Source organism: Microvirga tunisiensis (genome assembly GCF_009296175.1).
GTDB lineage: Bacteria > Pseudomonadota > Alphaproteobacteria > Rhizobiales > Beijerinckiaceae > Microvirga > Microvirga tunisiensis.
In genome coordinates this window covers 1-1,416 of record NZ_VOSK01000747.1, presented here as the reverse complement: position 1 = coordinate 1,416, position 1,416 = coordinate 1, and the positions used below count along the sequence as shown (strand labels likewise).

Sequence of the window (1,416 nt, the reverse complement as noted above, 5' to 3'; positions counted from 1 at the left end):
GGCACACCAGTTTGGGGTTTGGCGGTGCCAAACTCGCACGCGTTGACGCGGGGTGGAGCAGCCCGGTAGCTCGTCAGGCTCATAACCTGAAGGTCACAGGTTCAAATCCTGTCCCCGCAACCAACACGACACCAAGCCCTCGTGAGCCCAGCGCTCCGAGGGCTTCGTCGTCTCTGAACCCCGAGCAACACCCGACCCCGCCACACCCCAACCGCGCATCTCGCCCATCGGCAGTCGAGCCAAGCAAAAGCTCCAACCGACCAGACGAGCAAGACCCGTAGACGGGGCACCAATTCCCGGTAGAGTGAAGCAGAACCGTATTGCAAACGGTCGTAGCCTTCACCAGGGGAACATAATGTCTGTCAAACTGTCACGTCGCGAGTTGGCCAAGATTGGCCTCGGACTCGGTGCTGCAACCGCTCTAGGCCGCAGCGCCTTCGCTCAAGCTCCCGCCTTCTTCAGGATTGGCACCGGTGGCACTGCCGGAACTTATTATCCGGTGGGCGGTCTCATCGCGAATGCCGTCTCGAGTCCGCCGCAACTCGTCATGACGGCTCAGGCCTCGAACGGCTCGGTGGCCAATGTCAATTCCATCGTCTCGGGCGCACTCGAATCAGGTTTCACCCAGGCCGATGTTGCTTACTGGGCCTATACGGGCACAGGACTTTTCGAGGGCAAGGGCAAGATCGACGATCTGCGCCTTCTCGCCAACCTCTATCCAGAGAGCATCCATCTGGTCGCGGCAAAGTCTGCCAACATCAAGTCTGTCGCGGATCTCAAGGGCAAGCGCGTGTCTCTCGACGAGCCTGGCTCCGGCACACTCGTCGATGCGCGGATCATCCTCTCCGGCTGGGGCTTGAAGGAATCGGATGTAAAAGCTGACTTCCTGAAGCCGAACCAGGCTGCCGAGCGCATGCGCGACGGCGGGTTGGATGCCTTCTTCTTCGTCGGTGGTTATCCGACCAGCGCGATTACGGAGCTTGCCGCGACCGGCGGTGGTGTCGATCTCGTTCCGCTCGCGGGCCCTGAGGCGGATGCAATCCGGAAGCAATACAGCTTCTTCGCTGCCGATGAGATTCCGGCCGGCACCTATAAGGATGTGGCCGCTGTGAAAACGCTGGCTGTGGGCGCCCAATGGGTGACGTCCGCCAAGGTGCCGGAGGCGGTCGTCTACGAGGTCGTCAAAGGCCTGTGGAGTGACAAGACCCGTGCCGCCCTCGATGCCGGTCACGCGAAGGGCAAGCTCATCCGCTGTAGCGCGACGCGCGAATGTGTGAGTAAGGCGACGGCCAGATTTACGAGATGTCGCCTCCGGTTGAAGTCGACCTACCGTGTCACGGGACGACACGGAGGAGCGCATGAGCCGGCTCGATCAGGAGGCTCGCATGACTATCAAGGCATTGGCGGCGCGGGGAG

The 1,416-nt window shown here is 61.6% G+C and carries 1 protein-coding gene and 1 tRNA gene; both read left to right on the top strand.

All coding sequences use genetic code 11. The annotated features are described in order from the left end of the window. Positions 1-46: 46 nt before the first annotated feature. Positions 47-123: transfer RNA gene (locus tag FS320_RS43355), tRNA-Met, on the top strand. A gap of 232 nt (positions 124-355) precedes the next feature. Next, a partial coding sequence (locus FS320_RS43350; protein WP_244627764.1) for a TAXI family TRAP transporter solute-binding subunit occupies positions 356-1,416 on the top strand: 1,061 nt, incomplete at its 3' end.